The 20921-nt window shown below is 71.7% G+C and carries 16 protein-coding genes and 2 pseudogenes; 5 read left to right on the forward strand and 13 right to left on the reverse strand.

Annotated elements, in window-relative coordinates:
• Positions 1–2 precede the first annotated feature (2 nt).
• The 5 genes and pseudogenes from gnd to AB0L56_RS10755 form a co-directional block, all read right to left on the reverse strand.
• Positions 3–887 (reverse strand): phosphogluconate dehydrogenase (NAD(+)-dependent, decarboxylating), encoded by an 885-nt coding sequence (gnd, locus tag AB0L56_RS10735; RefSeq protein ID WP_361029580.1) that lies wholly within the window; start codon positions 885–887, stop codon positions 3–5.
• Between the two features lie 6 nt (positions 888–893).
• Complete coding sequence (gene pgi, locus AB0L56_RS10740; RefSeq protein WP_365421344.1) at positions 894–2540, reverse strand: glucose-6-phosphate isomerase; 1647 nt, start codon at positions 2538–2540, stop codon at positions 894–896.
• Positions 2533–3468: a glucose-6-phosphate dehydrogenase assembly protein OpcA gene (opcA, locus tag AB0L56_RS10745; RefSeq protein ID WP_361029586.1), complete on the reverse strand. Its 936-nt coding sequence runs from the start codon at positions 3466–3468 to the stop codon at positions 2533–2535. Before opcA ends, pgi begins: the two co-directional genes overlap by 8 nt.
• Positions 3465–5180: a glucose-6-phosphate dehydrogenase gene (gene zwf, locus AB0L56_RS10750; RefSeq protein ID WP_365421346.1), complete on the reverse strand. Its 1716-nt coding sequence runs from the start codon at positions 5178–5180 to the stop codon at positions 3465–3467. Before zwf ends, opcA begins: the two co-directional genes overlap by 4 nt.
• Positions 5177–6146 (reverse strand): annotated as a pseudogene (locus AB0L56_RS10755) (transaldolase family protein). Before AB0L56_RS10755 ends, zwf begins: the two are co-directional and overlap by 4 nt.
• A gap of 278 nt (positions 6147–6424) precedes the next feature.
• Here AB0L56_RS10755 and AB0L56_RS10760 point away from each other — a divergent pair.
• Entirely contained in the window at positions 6425–7762 is a 1338-nt protein-coding gene (locus AB0L56_RS10760) for a 6-phospho-beta-glucosidase (protein ID WP_365421349.1), read from the forward strand.
• A 175-nt stretch (positions 7763–7937) separates the two neighbouring features.
• Here the strand turns inward: AB0L56_RS10760 and AB0L56_RS10765 are convergent, their stop codons facing one another.
• Positions 7938–9071: an ATP-grasp domain-containing protein gene (locus AB0L56_RS10765; RefSeq protein WP_365421352.1), complete on the reverse strand. Its 1134-nt coding sequence runs from the start codon at positions 9069–9071 to the stop codon at positions 7938–7940.
• Positions 9072–9307: 236 nt separating this feature from the next.
• Between AB0L56_RS10765 and AB0L56_RS10770 the strand changes: the two genes are divergently transcribed.
• The gene (locus AB0L56_RS10770) at positions 9308–10165 is read left to right on the forward strand and encodes a metallophosphoesterase (RefSeq protein ID WP_365421355.1); all 858 of its coding nucleotides are present in this window, start codon (positions 9308–9310) and stop codon (positions 10163–10165) included.
• Positions 10162–10848 (forward strand): 4'-phosphopantetheinyl transferase superfamily protein, encoded by a 687-nt coding sequence (locus tag AB0L56_RS10775; protein ID WP_365421358.1) that lies wholly within the window; start codon positions 10162–10164, stop codon positions 10846–10848. The genes AB0L56_RS10770 and AB0L56_RS10775 overlap by 4 nt, the downstream gene beginning before the upstream one ends.
• 162 nt (positions 10849–11010) lie before the next feature.
• Here AB0L56_RS10775 and AB0L56_RS10780 read toward each other — a convergent pair whose 3' ends face one another.
• The 3 genes from AB0L56_RS10780 to AB0L56_RS10790 all read right to left on the reverse strand — a co-directional run bounded on the left by AB0L56_RS10780 (position 11011) and on the right by AB0L56_RS10790 (position 12537).
• The gene (locus tag AB0L56_RS10780; RefSeq protein WP_361029604.1) at positions 11011–11226 is read right to left on the reverse strand and encodes a hypothetical protein; all 216 of its coding nucleotides are present in this window, start codon (positions 11224–11226) and stop codon (positions 11011–11013) included.
• 80 nt (positions 11227–11306) lie between these two features.
• Positions 11307–11849, reverse strand: coding sequence for a toxin-antitoxin system, toxin component (locus AB0L56_RS10785; protein WP_365421436.1), 543 nt, complete (start codon positions 11847–11849; stop codon positions 11307–11309).
• Positions 11850–11880: 31 nt separating this feature from the next.
• Entirely contained in the window at positions 11881–12537 is a 657-nt protein-coding gene (locus AB0L56_RS10790) for a helix-turn-helix transcriptional regulator (RefSeq protein WP_361029607.1), read from the reverse strand.
• Positions 12538–12760: 223 nt separating this feature from the next.
• Here AB0L56_RS10790 and AB0L56_RS10795 point away from each other — a divergent pair, with 223 nt between their 5' ends.
• Entirely contained in the window at positions 12761–13420 is a 660-nt protein-coding gene (locus AB0L56_RS10795) for a hypothetical protein (RefSeq protein ID WP_365421362.1), read from the forward strand.
• Between the two features lie 242 nt (positions 13421–13662).
• On the opposite strand, the pseudogene AB0L56_RS10800 reads toward AB0L56_RS10795, so the two are convergent.
• The 4 genes and pseudogenes from AB0L56_RS10800 to AB0L56_RS10815 form a co-directional block, all read right to left on the reverse strand.
• Positions 13663–14433, reverse strand: a pseudogene (locus AB0L56_RS10800) (sulfite exporter TauE/SafE family protein); the annotation flags it as partial.
• Positions 14434–14451: 18 nt separating this feature from the next.
• Positions 14452–15009, reverse strand: coding sequence for a winged helix-turn-helix domain-containing protein (locus tag AB0L56_RS10805; RefSeq protein WP_365421364.1), 558 nt, complete (start codon positions 15007–15009; stop codon positions 14452–14454).
• A 190-nt stretch (positions 15010–15199) separates the two neighbouring features.
• On the reverse strand, positions 15200–16504 hold the full coding sequence (locus AB0L56_RS10810; protein WP_365421367.1) for a GNAT family N-acetyltransferase: 1305 nt from the start codon (positions 16502–16504) through the stop codon (positions 15200–15202).
• Positions 16505–17058: 554 nt separating this feature from the next.
• Positions 17059–17970 carry a DUF2510 domain-containing protein gene (locus AB0L56_RS10815; RefSeq protein ID WP_365421370.1) on the reverse strand — a complete coding sequence of 304 codons (912 nt, stop codon included), beginning with the start codon at positions 17968–17970 and terminating at the stop codon, positions 17059–17061.
• Positions 17971–18231: 261 nt separating this feature from the next.
• On the opposite strand from AB0L56_RS10815, the gene AB0L56_RS10820 reads away from it, so the two are divergent.
• On the forward strand, positions 18232–20919 hold the full coding sequence (locus AB0L56_RS10820; RefSeq protein WP_365421372.1) for an AAA family ATPase: 2688 nt from the start codon (positions 18232–18234) through the stop codon (positions 20917–20919).
• The last annotated feature ends 2 nt before the right edge of the window (positions 20920–20921 follow it).

Genomic DNA, 20921 nt, shown 5'->3' on the forward strand with positions numbered 1-20921 from the left:
CGTCAGGCTTCCGTCACCGACTCGACGGTGTGCCCGCCGAACTGTTTGCGCAGGGCGGCGACCATCTTCATTTGCGGCGAGTCCTCCTGGCGGGAGGTGAACCGCGCGAACAGGGACGCGGTGATCGCGGGCAGCGGCACGGCGTTGGCAACGGCCGCCTCCACCGTCCAGCGGCCCTCGCCCGAGTCCTCGGCGTAGCCGCGCAGCCGCTTCAGGTGCTCGTCCTCGTCGAGGGCGTCGACCGCCAGGTCGAGCAGCCAGGAACGGATGACGGTGCCCGCCTGCCAGGAGCGGAACACCTCCCGGACGTTGTCCACCGAGGGGACCTTCTCCAGGAGCTCCCAGCCCTCGGCGTACGCCTGCATCATCGCGTACTCGATGCCGTTGTGGACCATCTTCGCGAAGTGCCCGGCGCCGACCTTGCCCGCGTGGACGTAGCCGTACGGGCCGTCCGGTTTGAGGGCCTCGAAGATCGGCTCGAGCCGCTCCACGTGGTCCTTGTCGCCGCCGACCATGAGGGCGTAGCCGTGCTCCAGGCCCCATACGCCGCCGGAGACACCGGCGTCGACGAAGCCGATGCCCCGGGCGGCCAGCTCTGTGGCGTGCTTCTCGTCGTCGGTCCAGCGGGAGTTGCCGCCGTCCACCACGATGTCGTCGTGCCTGAGGAGGCTCGCCAGCCGGTCGATGACCTCCTGGGTGGGGCCGCCCGCCGGGACCATCACCCAGACCGAGCGCGGCTGTTCGAGCTGGTCGACCAGGTCGGGCAGGTGCGGTACGTCGGACACAAGGGGGTTGGTGTCGTACCCGATGACGGTGTGGCCTGCGCGGCGCAGCCGCTCGCGCATGTTGCCGCCCATTTTGCCCAGACCAACAAGACCGATCTGCATGTCAGTTCACTTCCTGCGTTCGCGGTAGGCGGCCACCAGCGCGGCCGTGGACGGGTCGAGGCCGGGGACGTCGGCGCCCTCGGTGAGGGCGGGCTCGACGCGCTTGGCGAGCACCTTGCCGAGTTCGACGCCCCACTGGTCGAAGGAGTCGATGTTCCAGATCGCGCCCTGTACGAACACCTTGTGCTCGTAGAGCGCGACCAGCTGACCGAGCACCGAGGGGGTCAGTTCGGTGGCCAGGATCGTGGTGGTGGGGCGGTTGCCCTTGAACGTGCGGTGCGGCACCTGCTCCTCGGGCACGCCCTCCGCCCGCACCTCGTCCGCGGTCTTGCCGAAGGCGAGGGCCTGGGTCTGGGCGAAGAAGTTGGCCATCAGCAGGTCGTGCTGCGCCTTGAGTTCGTCGCTCAGTTCGGCGACCGGACGGGCGAAGCCGATGAAGTCGGCCGGGATCAGCTTCGTCCCCTGGTGGAGCAACTGGTAGTACGCGTGCTGCCCGTTGGTGCCGGGAGTGCCCCACACCACCGGTCCTGTCTGCCAGGAGACGGGACGGCCCTGGCGGTCCACGGACTTGCCGTTGGACTCCATGTCCAGCTGCTGAAGGTAGGCGGGGAACTTCGACAGGTAGTACGAGTACGGCAGCACCGCGTGCGACTGCGCGTCGAAGAAGTTGTTGTACCAGATCCCCAGCAGGCCCATGATCAGGGGAGCGTTGGCCTCGGCCGGCGCGCCGGCGAAGTGCTCGTCGACGACGCGGAACCCGTCGAGCATCTCCCGGAAGCGGTCCGGGCCGATGGCGATCATCAGCGACAGTCCGATCGCCGAGTAGTAGGAGTAGCGTCCGCCGACCCAGTCCCAGAACTCGAACATGTTCGCCGTGTCGATACCGAAGTCCCTGACCTTCTCCGCGTTCGTCGACACGGCGACGAAGTGCCGTGCCACCGCGCTGTCTCCACCGCCAAGGGCGTCGAGCAGCCAGGTCCGCGCGGAGGTGGCGTTGGTGATCGTCTCGATCGTGGTGAACGTCTTGGACGCCACGATGAACAGCGTCTCCGCCGGGTCCAGATCGCGCAGCGCCTCGTGCAGGTCGGCGCCGTCCACGTTCGACACGAAGCGGAAGGCCAGCTCTCGGTCCGTGTAGGCGCGCAGCGCCTCGTACGCCATCGCCGGGCCGAGGTCGGAGCCGCCGATGCCGATGTTGACGATGGTGCGGATGCGCCTGCCGGTGTGGCCGGTCCACTCGCCGGAACGGACCCGTCCGACGAAGTCGGCCATCCGGTCGAGCACGGCGTGCACGGCCGGGACGACGTTCTCCCCGTCGACCTCGATCACCGCGTCCCGCGGGGCGCGCAGCGCGGTGTGCAGCACGGCCCGGTCCTCGGTGACGTTGATCCGCTCGCCGCGCAGCATGGCGTCGCGCAGGCCGTACACGTCGGTGGCCTCGGCCAGTTCGAGCAGCAGCGCGAGCGTCTCGTCGTCGACCAGGTGCTTGGAGTAGTCGATGCGCAGATCGCCCACGTCCACGACGTAGCGCTGTGCGCGGGACGGGTCGTCGGCGAAAAAGGTGCGCAGGTCCGGTTGCGGCAGGGTGTCCGACCGGTGGTTCTCCAGGGCGGCCCACTCGGGGCGCCGGGTCGGCTCGGGGACGTCAGACATGGGCGGGGGCCTCCTCGAGGTCCTCGCCACGCAGGGCGACGGCGTACATCTCGTCCGCGTCCAGGCGCCTGAGCTCCTCGGCGATGAGCTCGGAGGTGGAGCGGACCTTCAGCGCGAGCCGGCGCGCGGGCTGCCCGGGCAGGGTCAGGGTGGCCAGCGGGCCCTCGGGCCGGTCGATGACGACCTCGCCGTCCTCGGTCCTCAGCCGTACCGCGGTGACCACCGGGCCCCCTGTCACCACCCGGTCGACGGTGACCCGCAGCCGTGCCTCCAGCCAGCGCGCCAGCAGCTCGGCGGAGGGGTTGTCGGCCTCCGCCTCCACGGCCGCCGACGTCACCGTCGCCCGCGCCTGGTCCAGCGCCGCCGCCAGCATGGAGCGCCACAGCGTCAGCCGGGTCCAGGCGAGGTCGGTGTCGCCGGGCGCGTAGGTACGCATCCGGGTCTCCAGCATCTCGATCGGGTCCTCGGCGGCGTACAGGTCCGTGATCCTGCGCTGGGCCAGGGCGCCCACCGGGTCCTTCGCGGGGTTCTCGGGCGCCTCCGTCGGCCACCAGACCACCGCCGGGGCGTCCGGCAGCAGCAGCGGCAGCACCACCGAGTCGGCGTGGTCCGACACCTCGCCGTACGTCCGCAGCACCACCGTCTCCCCGGTGCCCGCCTCCGAGCCCACCCTGACCTCGGCGTCCAGCCGGGAGTGGGTGCGCTCGCGCGGGTTGCGGGCATGCCGCTTGATCACCACCAGGGTGCGCGAGGGGTGCTCGTGCGAGGCCTCCTCGGCCGCCTTGATCGAGTCGTAGGCGTTCTCCTCGTCCGTGACGATCACCATCGTCAGAACCATGCCCACGGCCGGGGTGCCGATGGCGCGGCGGCCCTGCACCAGCGCCTTGTTGACGTCACTTGCCGTGGTGTCGGTCAGGTCGATCTTCATGGCCTGCGCCAGCTCCGTCCGTCTCGTGCGAGCATCTCGTCGGCTTCCACGGGCCCCCAGGTGCCCGCCGCGTACCGGGCCGGCCGGCGGTGCGACGCCCAGTACTCCTCGATCGGGTCGAGGATCTTCCAGGACTCCTCCACTTCCTGGTGACGGGGGAACAGGTTGGCGTCCCCGAGCAGCACGTCCAGGATGAGCCGTTCGTACGCCTCCGGGCTGGACTCGGTGAACGACTCGCCGTAGGCGAAGTCCATGGTCACGTCCCGCAGCTCCATCGAGGTACCCGGCACCTTGGAGCCGAACCGGACCGTCATGCCCTCGTCCGGCTGAACACGGATCACGACGGCGTTCTCGCCCAGCTCCTCGGTGGCGGTGGAGTCGAAGGGGGAGTGCGGTGCCCGCTGGAAGACCACCGCGATCTCGGTGACCCGGCGGGCGAGCCGCTTGCCGGTGCGCAGGTAGAAGGGCACGCCCGCCCAGCGGCGGTTGTCCACCCCGAGCTTGATCGCGGCGTAGGTGTCGGTGGTGGAGGACGGGGCGATGCCCTCCTCCTCCAGATAGCCGCGCACCTTCGCACCGCCCTGCCAGGCGGCCGCGTACTGCCCGGGAACCGTGTGCCGGCCCAGGTCCTCGGGGAGCCGCACGGCCCGGAACACCTTCAGTTTCTCGGTGAGCAGCGAGTCCGCGTCGAAGGATACCGGCTCCTCCATCGCGGTGAGTGCCATCAGTTGCAGGAGGTGGTTCTGGATGACGTCGCGGGCGGCGCCGATGCCGTCGTAGTAGCCGGCCCGGCCGCCGATGCCGATGTCCTCGGCCATGGTGATCTGCACATGGTCCACGAAGGACCGGTTCCAGATCGGTTCGAACAGCTGGTTGGCGAAGCGCAGCGCCAGGATGTTCTGGACCGTCTCCTTGCCCAGGTAGTGGTCGATGCGGAAGACCTGCTCCGGCTCGAACACGTCGTGCACGATCGCGTTCAGCTCCTGGGCCGACTTCAGGTCGTGCCCGAACGGCTTCTCGATCACGGCGCGCCGCCAGGAGCCCTCGGGGGCCTCGGCCAGCCTGTGCCGCTTCAGCTGCTGGACGACCTTCGGGAAGAACTTGGGCGGTACGGAGAGGTAGAAGGCGTAGTTGCCGCTGGTGCCCCGGGACGCGTCCAGCTCGTCGACCGCCTTGCGCAGCTGTTCGAAGGCGTGGTCGTCGTCGAAGTCGCCCGGGACGAACCGCATGCCCTCGGAGAGCTGCTGCCAGACCTCCTCGCGGAACGGGGTCCGCGCGTGCTCCTTGACGGCGTCATGCACCACCTCGGCGAAGTCCTGGTCCTCCCAGTCCCGGCGGGCGAACCCGACCAGCGAGAAGCCGGGCGGCAGCAGACCCCGGTTGGCGAGGTCGTACACGGCCGGCATCAGCTTCCTGCGGGACAGGTCGCCGGTCACCCCGAAGATGACCAGCCCGGAGGGGCCCGCGATCCGTGGCAGCCGGCGGTCCCGGGGGTCGCGCAGCGGGTTGGACCAGCCGACCGGGGGCGCGGTGAGGGCGGCCGGGCGCGGCTCCTGCGGGGCGGTGCCCTCGGCCGCCGGGGCGTCCGTCTCCGCCTCGGCCGGTGTGCCGGGGGGCCGGGTGCCTGGTGCGGCCCCCGCGTCGGGCGCCGCCTCCGGTTCGGTCCTGCCGCCGGGAGGCTGCGCCCCGGGTCGGGTCGTGTCGTCGGTCATTGCGCGTCAACTCCCTTGCCGTCGAGCGGCTGCGTCACCGCGTCGAGCAGCTCCTGCCAGGCGTCCTCGTCCTCCAGCTGTCGCACCACCTCGTCGTACAAGATCCCGAGCCGCTCCACGGCGGCCGGATCGGCCCGCGCCTGGGCGCAACCGCCGGTGACGGTGTCGCCCCGGACCACCCCGTGGTCGGCGGTGGCCCTCAGCGTGGCCTCGGACATCGTGCTGACGGTGCCGGGTGCGACCAGCTCCTCCACATACCGGGTGTCCTGGTGAGCGGGGTCCCTCACCTCGGTGGACGCCCACAGCGGCCCGCTGCTTGTCGGACCGGGTACCACTGGCCACCGCCAGCCGGCGCTCCGAGGAGAAGAACTCCTCGTACGCCGCGTAGGCGAGCCGCGCGTTCGCGAGCGCCTCGTCCGTGCCCGGCACGGTCAGCCGCTTGTCGATCTCGCCGTCCATGAGGGAGACGGAGAGGGAGGCGACGGAGTGGAGGGCGGCCAGGTCGTGTCCGTGAGTCCGTGCCCGCTCGAGACCGGTGAGGTGGGCGTCCATCACCTCGCGGTAGCGCTCCAGGGAGAAGATCAGCGTGACGTGGACGCCGATGCCGGCGCCGTCACCTCGGTGATCGCGGCGAGTCCGGCCCTGGTCACCGGGATGCCGATCAGCACGTTCGGCGGCCCCTCGGACGTCCGCAGTGGTCATCATCCGAACGGCCTCGTCCGCGGTCACGCCCCGCACCGCCAGGCCGGCGAGCTGCTCCTCGTAGCCCGCTCCGGAGGCGACACCCGCCCGCGGGACCGACGGGTCGGTGGTGACGCCGGTGACGCTGCCGGACCGGACCAGTGCCCCGAGAGCGCCGGAGGTGAGGTGCTCGCGGGACAGGCCGTCGAGCCGGACCGACACGCCCGCGTCCGGCCGTCGGTTCAGTGCTCCCGCGCTCGCGGTCGCTTCGCTCACATTGATCATCTTCTCTCCCGCGATGGCGGCAACCGCGCGCACCGGGCGAATCGGTACTCGCGTGAACGGGTACCACGCGGGCCCGCCTCGGACTCGACGTGCTGGTCCGTTCGGGTGGGGCGCGGACCTGGCATCCGGGGCATGCGACTCGGCCGGGATGGACGGCGGTCTCCCGGGGGTCGGGGCGGGCCGGCGCAGGGCGCGGGCGGCGGGGGCGTGCGGCCCGCGGTGATGTCCGCCCCGCGAGTAGGGTCGTCCGCGTTCGTCGTGGTGGGAAGGGTGCGGATGTGAGGCTGACGATTCTGGGCGGCGGAGGGTTCCGCGTTCCGCTGGTCTACGGAGCACTGCTCGCGGACCACGCGGAGGGACGGGTGACCCGGGTCGTCCTGCATGACGTGGACGCCGGCCGGCTGCGCGCGATCGCCCGGGTCCTGGCCGAGCAGGCCGACGGCGTGCCCGACGCCCCCCGGGTGACCACCACCACCGACCTCGACGAGGCGCTGCGCGGCGCCGACTTCGTCTTCTCCGCGATCCGGGTCGGCGGCCTGGAAGGCAGGGCGAACGACGAACGGGTCGCCCTCGCGGAGGGCGTGCTCGGCCAGGAGACCGTCGGCGCGGGCGGCATCGCCTACGGTCTGCGCACCGTGCCGGTCGCCGTCGACATCGCCCGCCGGGTGGCCCGCGTCGCCCCCGACGCCTGGGTCATCAACTTCACCAACCCGGCGGGACTGGTCACCGAGGCCATGGCCCGCCACCTCGGGGACCGCGTCATCGGCATCTGCGACTCACCGGTCGGCCTCGGCCGCCGTATCGCCCGGGTGCTCGGCGCATCGCCGCGGGAGGCGTGGATCGACTACGCCGGCCTCAACCACCTCGGCTGGGTGCGCGGCCTGTGGGTCGCCGGCCGGGACGAACTGCCGCGCCTGCTCGCCGACTCCGCCCTGCTCGGCTCCTTCGAGGAAGGCAGGCTCTTCGGCGCCGACTGGCTGCGTTCCCTGGGCGCGATCCCCAACGAGTACCTGCACTACTACTACTTCAGCCGTGAGGCCGTAGAGGCCTACCGGCGGGCCGAGCGGACCCGGGGCGCGTTCCTGCACGACCAGCAGACCGCCTTCTACGCCGGCACCGGCGACCCCGGCGTCTCCGCCCTCGCCCTGTGGGAGCGAACCCGCGCCGAACGCGAGGCCACGTATATGTCCGAGAACCGGGAGGCGGCGGGCGCGGGGGAGCGCGAGGCCGACGATCTGTCCGGTGGCTACGAGAAGGTGGCCCTCGCCCTGATGCGGGCCATCGCCCGCGACGAACGCACCACGCTGATCCTCAACGTCCGCAACCGCGGCACCCTTTCGCCCCTGGACGCGGAGGCCGTGATCGAGGTGCCCTGCCTCGTGAACGCCAACGGGGCGCACCCGGTATCCGTCGACCCGCTGCCCGACCACGCCACCGGCCTGGTCTGCGCCGTCAAGGCCGTGGAACGCGAGGTGCTCGCCGCCGCCCGGTCGGGCTCCCGCGCGAGCGCCGTCAAGGCGTTCGCGCTGCACCCGCTCGTGGACTCCGTCACCGTGGCCCGCCGGCTCGTCGACGGCTACACGGCTGTCCATCCCGGCCTCGCCTACCTCAACTAGCCGAGACCGAAGAGGGCTTCGGGCCGACCGGTCGCCCCCCGTGACAGCGACCGACCGACCCGAGCCCCCGTTCCCCCGTGTTTCCCCCCGGCGGCTTCCCCAGTCGCCTTCACCATCAAGAGTCCGTGGCCCGGCCCCTGATACACCCTCGGCGGAAAATTTTTCCGCGAAGTTCCTACGACCGCGCCCCGGTTGTCGTTCTCGGCCCGGCGGGCGCCGCCGGGGCAGGTACCGCACCCAGCGCGGACCGGGGCGCGGGCACCTCGGCACGCTGCTGCGGCAGCGTCACCGGCAGCAGCGGACGCGGACCGGACACCACCGAATAGTCCTGGCCCAGGAACGGCGGCACGATCTCGCCCGGATCGTCGCCCAGCGCCAGCCGTACGGCGGCCCACGGGGCGTTCACCCCGCACAGCGACAGCTGGTGCAGCCCGCCCGCCGGCCGGGTGTTGACGTCCATGAGCACGGGCCGCTCGCCGAGCATCCGGAACTGGATGTTCGACAGGTGATGCAGACCAAAGCCCTCCGCGATCCGCCGGGCCGGCTCCAGCCACTGCTCGTGCAGCGTGAAGCCCCTGCGCCTGCCGTTCTTGGTGCGTCCCACCGCCAGCCGGACCCGGTTGTCGGGCCCGGTCAGACAGTCCACCGACACCTCGGGCTGCTCCAGGCGCGGCATCACCAGCCAGTCCACCGGCTCCTCCGCCCGCCGCATGGCGTCCAGCACCAGGCCGAGGGGCACGCACGGGCTCGGGTAGCCGCTCAACTGCGTGAGGGAGAAGGGGGCACGGGTGATCATGCGGAAGCCGACACCGCCCGCGCCGGACGCGGGTTTCAGACAGGCCCGGTGTCCGAGCCCCTCCAACTCGTCGACCGCCGCGATGAGTTCGTCCGCGCCGCGCACCCGCCACCACGGCGGCACCGGCACGCCGATGGCCTGGACCGCCTCATAGGCGATCACCTTGTCCTGGAACACGGCCACCGCCTCGGGCGGCGGCGCCAGCAGTGCCGTACCGACCGCCTGGAACTCGGCGCGGTGCGCGACGATCGCCGCCTGGTGCAGCCGGGGGACGAACACGTCGATGCCGCGCCGCCGGCACTGGATGAGCGCGTACTCGACGTACGCGGACGGGGACAGCCCCTCGGGCTCCAGTTCGGCGGTGTCGGCGGCGGCCAGCACGGGGGAGTCGAGGTCGCCGTGGGTGGCATGGATCTCGACGGCCCGGTCGCTGGGATTTCTCCTCAGCTGATCCATGAAGAACACGTTCTCCGCGTACGTGCGGTTGAGCCAGACGCGTACGCGAGAGACCATGCAGGCCGCCTTTCAGGGTTCGCGGGCAGGGCTGAGCGGCCCGTTGCCCGGGCAGACGTATGGAGGGTCACCGAACCGCCCTGTCCGAAAGACGTTTCACGGCGGTGGTGTAGGGGGATCATAGGGCTTCGGCAGCCGGTCCTGATACCACGTGCGGCGCACGGGTCGCGCTTGTTCCGACGGCACGCTTGTGATCTCGTGGTGGCGTTCGGTGACGGCTGAAGGGACGACGGGGAATGTCGGGGACGGGCGGCGGCGGACAGCTGTGGGCCATCAGCGACCTGCACATCGGCTACGCCGAGAACCGTGCCCTGGTCGAGGGCATGCGGCCGGAGTCCGACGAGGACTGGCTGCTGGTGGCCGGTGATGTGGCGGAGACCGTCGAGGACATCCGCTGGGCCCTCAAGACCCTGGCCGGGCGGTTCGCCAAGGTTGTCTGGGTGCCCGGCAACCACGAGCTGTGGACCCATCCGCGTGATTCGGTCACACTCCGCGGCGTCGCCCGCTACGACCATCTGGTCCAGCAGTGCCGCGACCTCGGGGTGGTCACCCCCGAGGACCCCTACCCCGTCTGGGACGGACCGGGCGGGCCGGTGGCCGTCGCGCCGCTCTTCCTGCTGTACGACTACACGTTCCTGCCGGCCGGCTGCGCCACCAAGGAGGAGGGGCTGGAGTACGCGAACGGCACCGGGGTTGTTTGCACGGATGAACATCTGCTGCACCCCGACCCGTATCCGACCCGGGAGGAGTGGTGCCGGGCCCGGGTCGGCGAGACCGAGCGCCGGCTCGGGGAACTCCCGGACGATCTGCCCGTCGTTCTCGTCAACCACCACCCGCTGCACCGTCATCCGACGGAGGTGCTCTGGTACCCGGAGTTCGCCATGTGGTGCGGCACCGTGCTGACCGACGACTGGCACCGCCGGTTCCCCGTCCACACCGTGGTCTACGGCCATCTGCACATCCCCCGCACCACCTGGCAGGACGGGGTCCGCTTCGAGGAGGTGTCTGTGGGCTACCCGCGCGAGTGGCGCAAGCGGGACCGGCCACCGGGGCGGTTGCGGCGGATCGTGCCCCGGGAGGACGCGTCGCGATGATTGGGGAACTGCTGCCGCAGACGGTGGTGGCCGTCGAGGCCTACGGCGAGGAGGGTGCCGACGCTCCGCTGTATCCCGAGGAGGCGGCGCTGGTGGAGCGGGCCGTCCTCAAGCGGCGGCGGGAGTTCACCGCCGTGCGGTGCTGCGCGCGCCGTGCGATGTCGAAGCTTGGTGTGCCGCCGCGGCCGGTGCTGCCGGGGGAACGCGGTGCGCCGATCTGGCCGGAGGGGCTGGTGGGCAGTATGACGCACTGCGCGGGTTACTGCGCCGCCGCGCTCGTTCGTGCCGGGGATCTGGCGTCTATCGGTATCGATGCCGAGGTGCATGGGCCGTTGCCGGAGGGGGTGCTGTCGTCCGTGGCGCTGCCCGGGGAGGCGGCGCGGATCGGCGGGCTGGCCCGTGAGTTGCCCGCCGTGCACTGGGACCGGTTGCTGTTCAGTGCCAAGGAGGCGGTGTACAAGGCGTGGTTTCCGCTCACTGGCAAGTGGCTGGACTTCTTGGAGGCGGACATTGAGTTGTTCGCGGACGAACCCGACGACGCCGGGGTGTCCGGGGGTGGCTTCCGGGCCGCGCTTCTCGTCCCCGGGCCGTGGGTGGGCGGGCGCCGCGTCAACCACTTCACCGGGCGCTGGACCGCAGCGGGGGGTTTCGTGGCCACGGCGGTCGTGGTTCCGCACACCTGACGCTGCTGCGGGGGGTGGTGGGGTGGCTGCGGGTGCGCGGGGGTTGGTCGCGTAGTTCCCCGTCCGACGCGGGTTTTTTGGGGCAGGGTAGGTGGATTTTGCGCATGCCTGATGCGCGTGGGGTGGTGGGGCGGGTGGTGGCCCCCGTGTGGTCTCCCAGGGCTACTGGGTGGGGTGCCAGGCTCTGAGGAGGCGGAAGAAGGCCTCCTCGTTGCCTGTTAGGCCTGCTTCCGCCAGGGCGGTTTCTGCCTCGGTGAGGACGAGCGGGGGGACCGGTGTGCCCGGGTGGGTGTCGAGGGCGGCGCGTACGGTGCTCAGCAGTCGTAGATAGGCCTGGACGGCGGTGCGCTCGCGGTCGGTCAGTACGGCGGTGGGCATCGCTCGGCTCTCCCCGTGTCGTGGTCGTCGGTGCACGCACATCCAGCTTGCCGCCCACCACTGACAATCGGGGCGCCCGCTCAGCTCTGCGGACCCAGGTATCCGAGCGACGCCCCGATGCGGCCCGCCAGATGGTCCCGGCGCACCGGCCCGCGCAGGGACGAACCGGCGAGCAGCGTCCGGCACTTGCTGGCCAGCAGCAGACCGAACGCCTCGGCCTCCTTCTCCTCTGCCAGGTCGAACCGGGTGCGCGCGGCGACCTTCAGGACCGTCGCCCGCAGCATGTCCTCGTCGAGCGGCACCGCACCCAGGAGCCGGGTCGCGACCTGCGCGCCCGCGACATGATGACCGCTGTGGCCCGCCTTCATGTGCCACAGTTCGTGCCCCAGGATCACCAACTGGTGGTCGGGTGCCGTGCGTTCCTCGATCACCACGAGGTCCAGGTCCGTCATGTCGAGCCACAGCCCGCTCGCGGTCCCCGGCGGGAAGACGGCCGTACGGAACAGCACGGGCCGGCCGCGGCGCCTGCTCATCGCCTCGCACAGGGCGGCGTACAGATCGGCGGGCCGCGCCGGGACGGGAAGCGTCAGCTCCGCGACCAACTCGCCGCACAGGCGGCGCATTTCCCTACCGATGCCCACAGTTCTCCCCGGGTCACGACTTGGGCCGCTGGACACTCTCCAGGAGCATGTCCAGCCACTCCGCGACCTTGTCGCGGTGCTGGTCGGTGGGCAGCTGCGCGGCCCGCCAGGCGATTCCCCGCACACCGTGGTCCTGCAGCAGCCGCTCCAGGGGGTCGTCGGCGACGTCCGCGGCGCCCCGCTCCCGGTCCGCGAGCTTCTGGAGCAGGTCCTGCTCGGTGTGCTGGAGGGCGTTCGCGAGCGCCTCGGGGTCCTCGGCGGTGAGGAAACCGGCGTGGACCTGGAAGAACCGCTGGATGGCGTCGCAGTGCTCCATGGTGGGCCGCCGGTCGCCGTTGATCAGCGCGCCCGCCTGCTGCCGTGACATGCCCGCCCCGTCGGCGATCTCCTGCTGCGTGTACTTGCGGCCGTTGGGCTTGAGCCGGGTGCGGCGCAGCAGGTCCAGCCGCTGGACGAACCGGGCCTGCACATCGGGCTCGCCCGCGGACCGGCCGCTCAGCAGCGCCTTGACCACGGGCTCCGGGACACCGGAGGCCACGGACAGCCGGCCGACGTCGAAGACCTCGGTGTGCGCCACGCCCAGCCGGTCGGCGAGTGCGGAGACGCGGGCGACGACGGCCGGCAGCGCGGTCGTCGGCGCGGTGCCCGGACCCTCGAAGCCACCCGTCACCGAAAGATCTCCTACGTCTCTCACAGGCTTCTCACAAGCGATTGCCGTGAACTTCACGGAGACTAGCCGGTGCTTCGAACTCACATCCAGGTCTCGCCACAACTGTGGCCAATTTCGGCCGTCAACCGTCGTGGAATGCCACGATAGTTGACATGCCGCGTGTCCGGGCACCAGGATCGGGGCGCCGCGTCAGGGCCGCACAGGCAAGAGGGGTGACCTCCCGATGGCATATCAGGCAGGAGGGCAGCGGCCGGTACCGCGGCCCGTCCCCGGGACCCCCGAGGCCCAGGCCTATCTGCAGGACTACGCCGCTCTTCTGGAAGCGGCCCCGTTCCCCTCACTGGTGGTGGACCACCGCTGGGACGTACTGCTGACCAACGGTGCTTTCCGGTCACTTTTCGGGGAGGTCGAGCCGCATCCCACGGCCGCGCCCAGCGACAACTTCCTGCGGTTCGTGCTCTTCCACCCGGATGCCGCCACGGTCCTCGGCGACCACGAGTCGAGCTGGTGCCTGCCGATGCTGGCCCACTTCGCCAAGACCGTCGAGCAGCACGGCCACGACCACGGGCTGCAGTCCATCCGCCGCGACATCGCCCAGGACCCGATCATGGAGGCCGCCTACCGGCACGGGCTGCCGCACTGGCTCCGGTCCGTCGGCGAGCGGGCCGCCGAACACGACGGCGCGGTACGGCCGTTGCTGCACCCCGACCCGCGCTGGGGCGCCACCGACTGCCGCATCGTCGTGGAGACGACAGGAACCCTCCAGGAGATGGGGTGTGTCCGGCTGACCCTGGTGCTGCGCGAGCCCCACCCCGTGGCGGCCGCCGGCCGCAGGACCCGCCGCACCGCCTCCCACCTCCGGGTGGTCCCCGCCGTCGACTGAACGCCCCCGCGGTCGCACCCCCCAGGGCGGACGGCCGGTCAGCTGCCCACAAGCTCGCCGCCGCCCCGCGGCCGGGGCGGAAGTACGGGGCCGCCCGCGAGCGCCGGCGGCACGCTCACGGAGGACGGACGACTGCCGAAGGACACGGCGGTCTGGCTGCGCGCCTGAGACCGCCGTGCCGTCACTTGACGCCGAGACCGGCGTCGTCGGCCGCCTCCTTGCCCTCGTCCTTGAGGACCTTGTTGAGCGGCGTAGACGGCTCCGAGGAGGGCGGCCAGGGCGCCGAGCAGGAGACGCAGTGCCGTCTCGGGCAGACGGGGCCGCAGACGTGCCCCGAGGTAGCCGCCGATCAGTCCGCCGAGGCCGCAGGTCAGGCCCAGGGACCAGACGGGGGCGGTGTCACCGGAGCCGGTCAGGGACAGCAGAGCGAAGGCCGCGGCGCCGGCCACGGAGGTGGCGAAGGTGCAGGCGAGGGCGGCCGGTGCCACGCGGGCGACGGGCATGCCCCGGCCGACCAGGACGGGGCCGACGGGCGACCCGCCGCCGATTCCGTAGATCCCGCCGATGACGCCGACCGCCAGGGCCAGTCCCGTGAGCGCACGGGGGGAGGGTTCCGCGGCCCTGGCCCGCCGGGCGGGCCGCAGCGTGCGCCCCACGAGCCACAGGCCCAGCGGCAGCAGCAGAGCGGCGACCAGAAGCCGGAAGACGATGGCTCCCGGGACGGCGAAGACGCGTATGACGGCGCCGACGGCCACGCCGGGCAGAGTGCCGGTCACGAGACGGCGCGTCAGGGGGCCGCGCAGCAGTCCCTCGCGGTGGTGGCGCAGCGGGGCGCCGGGCCCGGCCACCACGTTGAACAGCAGATTGGTGGGAGTGACCGCCGGGCTGGGCACGCCGAGGACGCTCAGCTGCACGGGCAGCAGGAAGACCGCACCGGACACCCCCACCGGCGCGGTCACCATCGCTATGAGCAGCCCGGCGGCCAGCCCGGCCACCCCCGTCGACCAACTCACGGCGGGCTCGTGGTCTCCTCAAGGTCGGCCGCAGGGCGCGGCGTTGGAGCTCTCCGGCTGACCGGGCACGTACTTGTAGCCCACGCGCCGGACGGTGACGATGCGGTGCCGGTGCGCTTCGCCCAGCTTGCGGCGCAGGCGGGCGATGTGGACGTCCACGGTGCGGCCGTCGCCGACGTGGTCGTAGCCCCAGACGGCGGTCACCAGCCGCTCACGTGCCTGCACATGGTGGGGATGCCGGACGAGATGCGCCAGCAGCGCGAACTCCAGGTAGGTGAGGTCGAGTTCGCGACCGTCGACGAAGGCGACATGTCGCTCGGGATCGATCTGGACGACGTCGTCCGCCGTCTCCCGGACGGGGTCCGGGTCCGTGGCGGCGACGACCGGCCGGAACTCGGGCCGTGGCCTGTCCTTGGCGAAGAGCTCCGCGGGGTCGGTGCCCTCGGGGACGAGCACGAGGTAGCCGAGGAGCGGCGCGGAGGGGTGTCCCTGGGGGAAAGGCCGAGCGGTGTCGCCCACCAGCCGGAGACGGGGTGAGCCGGAAAGAAGCGGAGCGGCCGGAAATGCCGTGGTCATGGCGGTTGTCCCTCACAGTGTGTGTCGGGCCGGTCGGACGCAGCGAGTGCGCATGCGCCGGAACGCCTGGGCAGGCGACGGAGCGGCGTGGGCTCGGGTGCGGGCCGCGTGCCTTACGCGCGACAGCAGGCGGCACTGACGACGTGACCAAAGTTGAGAGAGGGACTTACTCTCTCCACGCACCGCCTCGTCAGAAGCCGAAGGAGTTGTGCGGTTCGGGGTCGGTCCGGAACATGCGAGCCAGCCGGTCGATCGCGCCGTCGGTGTGCGCGGTGATGTGGCCCGCATACGCCAGGTGACTCGTCGACATGCCTCCCAAGTAAAGGGAGCTGAGCGCTGGGAGCGTGAGGGTGAGGTCTGCCGCCTTGTCGGTGGGAACGCACGTCGCCACGGGGCCGTCCGCTTCCAGATGCCAGGTTCCGTTGTTCGCCGGGCACATCCGGTCGTCGCGAATCGTGAAGCTCAGCTCGCCGGGCGTCGGGTACGAGCGTTGCGTCAGGGCTCGGGGGACGTCGAGAAGGCGCGCCCAGAGGTTGTCCGTCTGGCGGGTGACCCGCATCGCCCGCGGGTTCGTGAGCATCCACCGCAGGGGTTCGTCACGCGGACGGCCGGCTGCCACGACGGTTTTGGTGAGGTCGAAGTCGATCAGTACTCCCCACAGGGCACGGTAGGCCACCGGGTTCGTCGCCTCCAGGGCTTCCACCACGAGCGTTCCGGCATGCTCCCTGGTCGGCGACCATGGCAGTCGGAAGTTGGCTATGCCGTCCACAGTGCCGCGCTGGTTACGGTGGACGAGATAGCGCAGCGGCCCCTTGGTGCCGTCTGCTTCGTCGGACAGCCCGTCCCAGCGCCCGGGCTGAGGGCTGAGTTCCCCGACGCGGTGGGCACGCACCTCCGCATGCACCCCGGGCCAGACCTCCTTCGCCTGCGCGGCGTCGACCAGTTCCAGCGAACCCGGATCGGGCTCCGCCGGCAGGAGGGCGGCTTCGTGGCGGGCCAGCTCCCAGCGGGTGCGGTACGTCGCGGGCGAGAATCCGAAGCGTCCATAGATGCTGCCCTCGCTCGCGCTGAGCATCGCCAACGGCTCGCCTCGCTCCAGGGCTGCTTCGAACATGGCCTGCATCATCTGCCGTAGGTACCCACGCCGGCGGTGTGTCACGATCACTCCGGTGGCAGTGACACCGGCCATCCTCGCCGTTCTCCCGCCCGGAACCGTCACCTCGAAGGAGATGGTCGCCGATGCGCCGACGCATCTGCCGTCGACGAAGGTCGCAATCGGATGGAAGGCGTCGTCCTTGATATCGGCCGCTGCCCACTCCTCGAGTTGCTCCACGCCGGCGGGTGTGCGTGGTGGAGGCCATGGTTCGGGGCCACCGTGCCACGCCGCGTCCGCGGGCTCCCAGTGCGGCAATCCGTTCGCGAACGGCAATGCGCGGTAGTACGCGGTCATCTCGTCGTGTCGCGGCATGCGAACCTCAGTCACCATGCCGGACATTGCATGCCCCACGTTCGCGTTTGAGCAACCGAATATCCGCTCCGGGCTCGCGCGCCGGAAGCTTGTAGGGCTTGGGCCAGAACTGCTGGAAAGGCTCGCCGATGTCCAGGCTCTGGCCAGTATGCACGCACATGGGGCATGTAGCTGTTAGTGATGTATCGTGACAAATGGTGATTGTTGTGACGTGTCGATCGCGGGGCGGTCCCGTCACCGACGCAGTGTCCGGCCGATGGCGCTGCTCCCCCTGTCGAGAGGAATGGTGTGCCTTCTCATGTGCCGTGACGACGGCGTGACACCGGATTTCACCTTTTGGAAGCACGGGCTGAAGGAACATGTGGTCCAGGTTCTGTCCGGCGGAACACTGCCGGAGCCAGGTCGGATCACTGCGGCCGCGACGGTGCCGTCGGTCGAAGCCGGCGGACCTGCCGCCTTTGAGCTCCCTTCGTTCGGTTACTCCCCGACCGGCGACCCCTCCGACGAGCCGTCAGGGCGCCCGGCCGGGTGGGTCACCTCTGGAGCGGAGAGGTGGCCCACCCGGCCGTCATGCGCCGCCGTCAGACGTCCTGGCCCCTGCCGCCGCCCGACGACACCTCGATGCCCTCGGTGATCTCGTCGAGGACGGCCTGCGTCTGGTCGGTGTCGACCCCGAAGCGGACCACCACGATCTGCTTCGGCTGTGCGGGGGACGGGAAGGCGAGCGACTGCACGTACCCGTCGGAGCCCTTGCTGGTGACCGCCTTCCAGCGCACCAGGTAGCCCTTCTGCCCGGCCACCGTCACCGCCTTGGACGCGAGCACGTCGTGCGAGGTGATCTTCCCGTAGGAGTCGCCGCCGTAGCTCTCCTCGGCGTTGGCGGCGATGTCCGCCTTGGCGACCTCCTCGGCGGTGGAGCCACGGGCGCCGAGCGCCAGGGCGGGCGCCGAGTACGCGCCGCCCTTGGTGCAGCTCTTGGACGTGTTGCCCGGACAGTCGTATCCGTCCTTCGACGTCACCGCCGCACCCACCTCGAGTTCCTGGCCGTACCAGCCCTCCGGGACCGGAAGACTGATCCCGCTCAGCGCGTCGGTCACCGATCCGCTCTCGATCCGCGGCGCCTCGGAGCCGTCCGGCTCGGGTCCCTCGCCCGAGCCGCCTGAACCGCCGTCCCGTCCGTCGTTTCGTCCGCCCGGTCCCTGCGAGGTCGTGGCACCGCCCCCGCCGTCGTCCGTCAGCGCGTACACCCCCACACCGATGCTCGCCAGGACGGCGACGGCCACCGCCACAGCCACCCCGTACCGCACCCGGTGCCCGCGTCCGGGCGGCGGCGGAGCGGGGTACGCCGGATAGGCCGACCCCCACGCGGCGGCCGACCCCGCCGGCCGGACCTGGTCCGTCCAGGCCGCGCCGTCCCACCAGCGCTCGGCGGCCGGTCCGTCATTCGTCTGCCCGGGGTCGGGGTACCACCCGGGAGGAGTCACCTGCGTCATGCCCCCACCGTATGAGGCAACGGTGAAAGCCGGATGAGAGACCCCGCCGGCCCGCGCCCGCGGCCGTCACATCTCCGCAACCGTGCCCCTCTTGACAGCCAGTTGACCGTCAGGACACCTGGTCGGAGGCGGCATGCGTCGACGCGGTGTGCCGGGTGTCACTCGTCACGGCAACACGTGTGCCGACCGGGCCCGTTCGGACCGGAGGAGGACTACGCTCGGCACCGGTACGTCATTCGGGCGACTCGGGGAGGTAGCGGGATGACGGAGGTACGGCCCCGGGCCGCTTCCTCGGCTTCCCTGTGGGAGCGTGACGAGGAAGTCGCCGCGATCGAGGAGGCCGTCGACACCCTGTGCGCCGACCGCTCCTCGCCGGGCAGCCTCCTGGTGCTCCAGGGCGAGGCCGGGCTCGGCAAGACCGCGCTGCTGGCGGAGACCCGGCGCATCGCCGAACGACGCGGCTGCACCGTCTGGTCGGCCCGCGGCGGCGAGACCCTGCGCTCCGTCCCCTTCAACGTCCTGCGCCAACTCCTCCAGCCCGCCCTCGTGTCGATGCTGCCGGAGGAGGCACGCGAGTACCTCGGCGACTGGTACGACATCGCCGGCCCCGCCCTCGGCGTAGCCAGCCCCGGCGACCGGCACCCCGACCCGCAGGGGGTGTGCCGGGGCCTGGTCGCCGCCGTCCGCCGACTCGCCCGCCGAGACTGGCCGTTGGTCCTGCTCATCGACGACGCCCACTGGGCCGACCAGGAGACCCTGTACTGGCTCGCCACGTTCACCGAGCGCCTGGCCGACCTGTCCGTCCTCGTCGTGGTCGCCCGCCGGCCCGGCGAGATCTCCGGAACCGGAGCCCGGCACCTGGACGCCGTCGCCGCCGCGGCCGACCGCCCCGTGACCACCCTCAGCGCCCTCACCCCGGACGCCGCGGCCGGACTCACCCGCGCCACCCTGGGCGAGCACGCCGACGCCGCGTTCTGCCGCGAGGTATGGGCCGTCACCGCCGGCAACCCCTACGAGGCCGTCGAGCTCCTCGCCAAGGTCCAGGACAGCGAACTCGACCCCGTCGAGGCACACGCCGGAGAGCTGCGCGAGCTCAACCGCTCCGCCCGCGGCGGCGGCCTCGTCGCCCGGCTGGAACAACTCGGCATCGACGCCACCCGGTTCGCCTGGGCCGCCGCCATCCTGGGCAGCGACATCACCGTCGACCTGGTGGCCCGGCTCGCCACCCTCGGCAGGGACGACGCCGTGCGCTGCGCCGAACTCCTGCGCACCGCCCGCATCCTCACCCCGCCCGACCCCGCCACCACGGGCGGCACCGGATCCGGCGCTCTGGAATTCGTGCACCCGCTGATCGCCACCGCCGTGTACAACTCCATCCCCGACGCCCTGCGCCGGGCCATGCACGGCATAGCCGCCCGGATCGTCACCGACTCCGGACGCGGCGCCGCGGCCGCCGCCCGCCACCTCCTCGAAGTGCACCCGGACGACGACGAGGAACTCGTCTGGCAACTGCGCGAGGCCGCCCGCGAACACCTCGCCGTCGGCGCCCCCGACGCCGCCCGCCGCTGCCTGGAACGCGCCCTCGACGAACCGCCCCGCCCAGAGGTCCACGCACAGGTCCTGTACGAACTGGGCAGCGCCACCTTCCTCACCGCACCCGCCCGCACCATCGGCCATCTGCGGACCGCGCTCGGCATGCCCGGCCTCGACGGGGAACGCCGTCTGGACGCCGTGATCCGGCTCTCCCAGGCGCTGCTCCACAACGACCAGATGGAGGAGGCCGTCCGCACCGTCGAGGCGGAGGCCGCCCGGCTCGACCCGGGTCCCGCCCAACTCCGCCTCCAGGCAGTGCGGTTCATGTGGGAGGGCCTCCACGCCGGCGAGACCGTCACACCCGGCCGCTCCGAGCGCCTCGCCCGGCTCGCCGCCACCTGCACCGGCCGCGACAACTCCGAACGGGCGCTGCTCATCCTGCGCGGCTTCGACGCCATGATGCGCGGCGAGAACGCCGAGGAGATCGCCGAGGTCTGCGACCGCGCCCTCGTCAACGGCCGCCTCGCGCCCGGCCTCGGCTGGACCGACTCCGAGTGGAGCGTCGAACTGCTGCTGATGCTGGCGAGTTCCTACGCCTACAGCGACCGCCTCGACCGTGCCGAAAGCCTCTACAGCGAAGCCCTGCACGCCTACGACACGGCGGGCTGGGGCGGCGGTCACCTGGCCCTGGCACACGCCTACGTCGGCCTGGCCCACCGCAGGCGGGGCCGGCTGGAGGCGGCGGAGGAATCACTGCGCGAGTCCCTGCGCCTCGCCGAGCGCGTCGGCCGCGGACTGCCCCTGTACTGGACCGCCACCTGCAACCTCGTCGACACCCTGCTCGCGCGCGGCCATGTCGACGAAGCCTGGGCGACGGCCGAACGGCACGACTTCGCACCGCCCTACCCGTCCACCATCGTCCTCCCCGACCTGGGCTCCGTACGCGGCCGGCTGCTGCTGGCCGTCGGCCGCACCAAGGACGGCATCAACGAACTGGAGGCGGCCGAGAAGGCGGCGGCCACCCGCGGCCACCACAACCCCGTGCATGTCTTCGCCGCCGCCGACCTGGCCCGCGCCCTCGCCGCCGAGGACCCCGCCCGCGCCGCCCGGCTGGCCGTGGACATCCGCCGGCGCGCCGAGCGCCTCGGCACGGACACGGCGATAGGAGAGGCCGTGCGCGTCGCCGCCGCCCTGGAGACCGGTCAGCGCGCGGTCCGTCTCGCCGGCCAGGCGGTCACCTACCTGGAGTCCTCGCCCTGCCAGTACGAACACGCCGCGGCCCGCGTGGAGTACGGCACCCTCGCCCGCTCCGCCCCCGACCTCGAACGCGGACTGGCCCTCGCCCGCTCCTGCGGTGCGGACGGACTCGCGGAGCGGGCCCGGGCGGAACTGGAGACGTGCGCGGGACTCCGCTAGCG

It is taken from the genome of Streptomyces sp. NPDC052079 (assembly GCF_040680275.1).
In the GTDB taxonomy this organism is placed as follows: Bacteria; Actinomycetota; Actinomycetes; order Streptomycetales; family Streptomycetaceae; genus Streptomyces.